Here is a 6000-nt window from a genome sequence, read left to right on the forward strand (position 1 = left end):
ATGCGGTCATGCAGTGACGCAGTAACGCGGAACGGCCGGTCGAACGACCGGCCGTTTCTTCTCGGAACGATGTCTTGTCAAGGGAGTAACGACCATGACGCAAATGATGCTCAACATGCGTGCGGCGGCGTCGCCCGTTCTGCGATCGCCGGTCGAACTGGCGCGCTACGTCGTCGGCTTCGCGATCGTCATCGGCGGGGCGGCGGAACTGGTCTCGCAGGCGCTGCACGCGCTCGCGCCGGTCGCCGGCGGTTGACGGCAGCGACGGCAGCGACGGTTTCGCGACGCCAGACGTGCGAGTCGCGAACGGATGCCGTGCGACGCGGCATGCGGATTGCTCGACGCATTTTCACCGGTTCAACATTTCGAACGAGGAGTCCCGAAGATGGCCAGGAAAGGCAACGCCACGCCGATCAACATCGGCATCAGCGACAAGGACCGCAAGAAGATCGCGGACGGCCTGTCGCGCCTGCTCGCCGATACGTTCTCGCTGTACCTGAAGACCCACAATTTCCACTGGAACGTGACCGGGCCGATGTTCAACACGCTGCACCTGATGTTCGAGGAGCAGTACAACGAGCTATGGCTCGCGGTCGATTCCGTCGCGGAGCGCATTCGCACGCTCGGCGTCGTCGCGCCGGGCACGTTCGCCGAGTTCGCGAAACTGTCGTCGGTGCCCGACGCGAAGGGCGTACCGGCCGCCGAGGAGATGATCCGCCAGCTCGTCGAAGGGCACGAGGCGGTCGTGCGCACCGCGCGCGACATCTTCCCGATCGCCGACGCGGCCAGCGACGAGCCGACCGCCGACCTGCTGACGCAGCGCCTGCAGACGCATGAAAAGACCGCATGGATGCTGCGGTCGCTGCTCGCGTAAGCGCGGTGCGGCCCGATCCGCGATGCGGTCGACTCTGTCCCTTGATTGACGCGCGATGCGGCACAGCCGCGCGCAGCGGGCCTGGGCGGCGTGTGCGCGCCCGCCGGTAGCCGTCTGCGGGCCGCTCCCGACATGACGCGGAGCGCCGCTCGGCTCTAAAATGCCGGGGTTATCTTCCCGGTGCTTCGCCATGCTTGCCCGTTTTCCGCTGTATCTGCGGCTCGTCCGGATGGACAAGCCGATCGGCAGCCTGCTGCTGCTGTGGCCGACGCTCAACGCGCTGTGGATCGCGTCGGACGGCCACCCGCGTTGGCCGCTGCTCGTGATCTTCGTGCTCGGCACGCTGCTGATGCGCTCGGCCGGCTGCGCGATGAACGACTACGCCGACCGCGATTTCGACCGTCACGTGAAGCGCACGGCCGACCGGCCGCTGACGTCGGGCAAGATCCACGCATGGGAAGCCGTCGCGATCGCGGTCGGGCTGTCGTTCGTCGCGTTCCTGCTGATCCTGCCGCTCAATACGCTGACGAAGGAACTGTCCGTCGTCGCGCTGTTCGTCGCGGGCTCGTATCCGTTCATGAAGCGTTTCTTCGCGATTCCGCAGGCGTATCTCGGCATCGCGTTCGGCTTCGGCATCCCGATGGCGTTCGCGGCCGTGCAGGACACGGTGCCGGCGATCGCGTGGGTGATGCTGGTCGCGAACATCTTCTGGTCGGTCGCATACGACACCGAGTACGCGATGGTCGATCGCGACGACGACATCAAGATCGGCATTCGCACGTCCGCGCTGACGTTCGGCCGCTTCGACGTCGCGGCCGTGATGGCGTGCTACGCGGCGACGCTCGGCATCTACGTGTGGGTCGGCGTGACGCTCGGCTTCGGTCTCGTGTACTGGGCCGGCTGGGCCGCCGCGGCCGGCTGCGCGCTGTATCACTACACGCTGATCAAGGATCGTGAACGGATGCCGTGCTTCGCGGCATTCCGGCACAACAACTGGCTCGGCGGCGTGCTGTTCGCGGGCATCGCCGCGCATTACCTGCTGGCCGGCAACTGAACGACGAAGCCGCGCGCCGCCAATGAAAAAGCGACCTGACGGTCGCTTTTTTTACATCGGGCGCCGGTAATCCGGCAAGCGCTCCCGCGCTTACGCGCGGCCGAGTTCGTCGCCCATTTCCTTCGCACGCGCTTCCGCCGCGAGCGCGCCGCGCACGATCGCTTCCTTCACGCCCTGCGCGTCGAATGCCGCGAGCGCGGCGGCCGTCGTGCCGCCCTTCGACGTCACGCGCTCGCGCAGCACGCTCGCCGGCTCGCCCGATTGCGCGGCCAGTTGCGCGGCGCCCGTAAACGTCGCGACCGCGAGCGCGCGGCCCTGTTCGTCGTTCATGCCGAGGCGGCGCGCGGCTTCCTGCAGCGCTTCGATGAAATAAAACACGTACGCGGGGCCGCTGCCCGAAATGGCCGTGACGGCGTCGAGTTGCGACTCGTCGTCGAACCACACGATCTCGCCGACCGCGCCGAGCACGTTCGACGCGAGTTCGCGGCCCGCCGCGTCGACCGCGGGCAGCGCGGCGAGGCCCGTCACGCCCATGCCGACCAGCGCGGGCGTGTTCGGCATCGTGCGCACGACGCGCGGGTAGTCGCCGAGCCAGCGCGCGAGATCCGTGCCGCGGATGCCGGCCGCGATGCTGATCACGAGCTGCGACGTCAGGTGCGGCGCGAGCGCCTGCGCGACGTCCTTCAGCACCTGCGGCTTCACCGCGAGCACGATCGCGTCGTAGCCGGCGAGCGTCGCGTCGACGGCCGCGCCGGTGCGGATGCCGAATTGCTGCGCGGCACGCGCGCGGACGTCCTCGTTGACGTCGATGGCATACAGGCCGTCGGCGGCGACGCCGCGCTTGATCAGGCCGCCGATCAGGGCCGCGGCCATGTTGCCGCCGCCGATGAATGCGATTTTCATGATGTCCGAATGAGCGAGTGAGTGAACGGAAAGGCGGAAAAGGGCGTGGCGTTCAGTGCGAATAATCGCGCGCGCCGAAGATCGCGGTGCCGACGCGCACGATCGTCGCGCCTTCGAGCACGGCCGCGTCGAGGTCGGCGGACATGCCCATCGACAGCGTGTCGAGCGGCAGGCCGTCGGCGCGCAACGTGTCGAACAGCGCGCGCAGCGCGCGGTGCGGCACGCGTTGCGCGTCGGTGTCGCCGGCCGGTTCGGGAATCGCCATCAGGCCGCGCAGCCGCAGCGACGGCAGCGCGGCGACCGCGCGCGCGACCTCGGCCACGTCGGCCGGCGCGACACCGCTCTTCGACGCCTCGCCGCTGATGTTCACCTGCACGCACACGTTGAGCGGCGGCAGGTGCGCGGGGCGCTGTTCCGACAGGCGCTGCGCGATCTTCAGGCGGTCGACCGAATGGACCCAGTCGAAGCGTTCGGCGACGGGGCGCGTCTTGTTCGATTGCAGCGGCCCGATGAAATGCCATTCGAGCGACGCGCGCAGGTCGGCGAGCGCATCGATCTTGTCGATCGATTCCTGCACGTAGTTTTCGCCGAATGCACGTTGTCCGGCCGCGTGCGCGGCGCGCACGTCGTCGGCGGGAAACGTCTTCGACACGGCGAGCAGCGAGATGGTGGCGGGATCGCGGCCGGCCGCGCGGGCGGCGTCGGCGATGCGGCGGTGAACGGATTCGAGACGGGCGGCGAGATCGGACATGACGGGCGCGAAAGCAGGCACGAAAGCGGGCATGAAGCCGATGCGCCGCGACACGCGGCGCATCGATCCGCTCATTATACGGACGCCGCGCGCGGACGCCGGCCGCGGCGGCGCGTCACGTCAGCCGTACAGCAAATGCTCGACGAGCTGGACCCAGTGGGTGACCGGAATCTGCGTGCCGCTCTGCAGGTGCGCGATGCAGCCGATGTTGCCGGACACGATCATCTGCGGTTCGAGCGCCTGCAGTTTCAGCAGCTTCTGCTTGCGCAACCGGTACGACAGCGACGGCTGCGTCAGCGAATAGGTGCCGGCCGAGCCGCAGCACAGATGGCTGTCGGCCGGTAGCCGCACGTCGATGCCGAGCGTCTCGAGCAGCCGCTCGACCTTGCCGCGCGACTGCTGGCCGTGCTGCAGCGTGCACGGCGGGTGGTACGCGATCGTATGGACCGCGCGGCGCCGCGCGAGCGTCGCGAGTTCGGCCTCGAATGCGAGCAGCACATCGGAGATGTCGCGCGTCAGCGACACGATGCGCTGCGCCTTCTCCGCGTAAGCCGGATCGTCGCGCAGCAGGTGCGCGTATTCGAGCACCGTCACGCCGCAGCCCGATGCGTTCATCACGATCGCCTCGGCGCCCTGTTCGACGTGCGGCCACCACGCGTCGATGTTGCGGCGCGCGTCGTCGAGCGCTTCGTCGTGATAGTTCAGGTGCAGGCGGATCGCGCCGCAGCAGCCCGCGTCGGGCGCGACGACCGTCTCGATGCCGAGCGCATCGAGCACGCGCGCGGTCGCGATGTTGATGTTCGGCAGCATCGACGGCTGCACGCAGCCGCCGAGCATCAGCATCTTGCGCGGATGCGTGCGGTGCGGCCATTCGAGCAGCCGCGTGCGCGGCGGCACCTTGTCGCGCAGCCGCTTCGGCAGCAGCGGCCGCACATGCTGGCCGAGCCGCATCACGGGCGAGAACAGCGCGGCATTCGGCACGAGGCTCGCGAGCATGCGGCGCACGAGCCGCTGCTGCGCCGGGCGCTGCACCTGCGCCTCGACGTGCTTGCGGCCGATCTCGACGAGCCGGCCGTACTGGACGCCGGACGGGCAGGTCGTCTCGCAGCTGCGGCACGTGAGGCAGCGGTCGAGGTGCTGCTGCGTGCTGCGCGTGACGGGCGCGCCTTCGACCATCTGCTTGATCAGGTAGATGCGTCCGCGCGGGCCGTCGAGTTCGTCGCCGAGGAGCTGGTAGGTCGGGCAGGTCGCGGTGCAGAACCCGCAGTGCACGCACTTGCGCAGGATCGCGTCGGCCTCGTCGCCGTCGGGCGTGTTGCGGATGAAATCGGCGAGGTTCGTTTGCATCGAGCCCTCAGAGGTCGGGGTAGAGCCGGCCGCGGTTGAAGATGCGCGCGGGATCGAAGGCGGCCTTCAGCCCGCGGTGGATTTTCATCATCGGAGCGGGAAGCGGCGTGAACACCCCCGCGCTGCGGTCGTACGCGTCGCCCGCGCGGAACAGCGTCGCGTGGCCGCCGGCCTGCTTCGCGCTCATGCGGACGGTCTGCGCGTCGGCGTCGGTGATCCACCAGCGCTGCGCGCCGCCCCATTCCATCAGCTGGGTGCCGGGCAGGTGCATCGGCTCGGTGATCGACGGCAACGCGAGGCGCCACAGCGCGTAGCCCGGCGGGATGCCGTTGAAGAACGGGTCGGTATGCTCGCGCAGGCCGGCCCAGAAGCGCTCGGCTTCGACCGCGTCGACGACTTCGCCGCCGAGCAGCGTCTTCGCCGATTTCACGGCCGCCTCGGCGCCCGACAGGCGCAGCACCAGCGTGCCGTTGCGCCAGGCGCTCGCACTGACGGGCAGCGGGTGGCCGCCCCATTCGTTGAGCTTGCGCACCGCGTCGGTCGCGGTCATCTCGAACTTCAGCGTGACCTCGGCGACGGGCATCGGCAGCACCTTGATCGACAGGTCGAGCATCAGCCCGAGCGTGCCGAGCGCGCCGGCCATCAGGCGCGACACGTCGTAGCCGGCGACGTTCTTCACCACCTGGCCGCCGAAGCGCAGCATTTCGCCGCGGCCGTTCATCAGCGTGACGCCGAGCACGAAATCGCGCGGTGCGCCGCAGGTGGCGCGGCGCGGGCCCGCGAGGCCGGCGGCGACGCAGCCGCCGACGGTGGCCGCGCGGCCGAAGTGCGGCGGCTCGAACGGCAGCATCTGGCCGCGCTCGGCGAGGACGGTTTCGAGCTGCGCGAGCGGCGTGCCCGCGCGGACCGTGACGACGAGCTCTGCCGGGTCGTACGACACGATGCCCTGAAACGCGCGCGTGTCGAGTATTTCGCCCTCGAGCGCCTGGCCGTACCAGTCCTTGGTGCCGCCGCCGCGAATCCGCAGCGGCCGGCCGTCGGCACTGGCCGCGCGGATACGCTCGGCCCATT

At 69.3% G+C, this 6000-nt stretch carries 7 protein-coding genes; 3 read left to right on the forward strand and 4 right to left on the reverse strand.

Going from position 1 to position 6000, the window contains the following annotated elements:
• The first annotated feature begins 94 nt into the window (after positions 1–94).
• From G3N62_RS23780 to ubiA, 3 genes are all read left to right on the forward strand, one after another.
• The gene (locus tag G3N62_RS23780) at positions 95–256 is read left to right on the forward strand and encodes a hypothetical protein (RefSeq protein ID WP_167361864.1); all 162 of its coding nucleotides are present in this window, start codon (positions 95–97) and stop codon (positions 254–256) included.
• Between the two features lie 129 nt (positions 257–385).
• A complete protein-coding gene (gene dpsA / locus G3N62_RS23785; RefSeq protein ID WP_124669287.1) occupies positions 386–874 on the forward strand; it encodes a non-specific DNA-binding protein DpsA in 489 nt (162 codons plus the stop codon).
• 190 nt (positions 875–1064) lie between these two features.
• Entirely contained in the window at positions 1065–1928 is an 864-nt protein-coding gene (ubiA, locus tag G3N62_RS23790) for a 4-hydroxybenzoate octaprenyltransferase (RefSeq protein ID WP_034187149.1), read from the forward strand.
• 90 nt (positions 1929–2018) lie between these two features.
• Here ubiA and proC read toward each other — a convergent pair whose 3' ends face one another.
• The 4 genes from proC to glcE all read right to left on the reverse strand — a co-directional run.
• Positions 2019–2831 carry a pyrroline-5-carboxylate reductase gene (gene proC, locus G3N62_RS23795; RefSeq protein WP_034187150.1) on the reverse strand — a complete coding sequence of 271 codons (813 nt, stop codon included), beginning with the start codon at positions 2829–2831 and terminating at the stop codon, positions 2019–2021.
• A 52-nt stretch (positions 2832–2883) separates the two neighbouring features.
• The gene (locus G3N62_RS23800) at positions 2884–3582 is read right to left on the reverse strand and encodes a YggS family pyridoxal phosphate-dependent enzyme (RefSeq protein WP_034187443.1); all 699 of its coding nucleotides are present in this window, start codon (positions 3580–3582) and stop codon (positions 2884–2886) included.
• 120 nt (positions 3583–3702) lie between these two features.
• The gene (glcF, locus tag G3N62_RS23805) at positions 3703–4929 is read right to left on the reverse strand and encodes a glycolate oxidase subunit GlcF (RefSeq protein WP_124669286.1); all 1227 of its coding nucleotides are present in this window, start codon (positions 4927–4929) and stop codon (positions 3703–3705) included.
• Between the two features lie 7 nt (positions 4930–4936).
• Positions 4937–6000 (reverse strand): glycolate oxidase subunit GlcE (gene glcE, locus G3N62_RS23810; RefSeq protein WP_206141313.1); only part of this gene is annotated, 1064 nt, incomplete at its 5' end.

It is taken from the genome of Burkholderia sp. Tr-20355 (genome assembly GCF_017104685.1).
Lineage (GTDB): Bacteria > Pseudomonadota > Gammaproteobacteria > Burkholderiales > Burkholderiaceae > Burkholderia > Burkholderia seminalis.

Coding starts and splice junctions, on each gene's coding strand:
- ubiA (WP_034187149.1), top strand. CDS start 1,065: ATGCTTGCCCGTTTTCCGCTGTATCTGCGGCTCGTCCGGATGGACAAG.
- proC (WP_034187150.1), bottom strand. CDS start 2,831: ATGAAAATCGCATTCATCGGCGGCGGCAACATGGCCGCGGCCCTGATC.
- glcF (WP_124669286.1), bottom strand. CDS start 4,929: ATGCAAACGAACCTCGCCGATTTCATCCGCAACACGCCCGACGGCGAC.
- dpsA (WP_124669287.1), top strand. CDS start 386: ATGGCCAGGAAAGGCAACGCCACGCCGATCAACATCGGCATCAGCGAC.
- G3N62_RS23780 (WP_167361864.1), top strand. CDS start 95: ATGACGCAAATGATGCTCAACATGCGTGCGGCGGCGTCGCCCGTTCTG.
- G3N62_RS23800 (WP_034187443.1), bottom strand. CDS start 3,582: ATGTCCGATCTCGCCGCCCGTCTCGAATCCGTTCACCGCCGCATCGCC.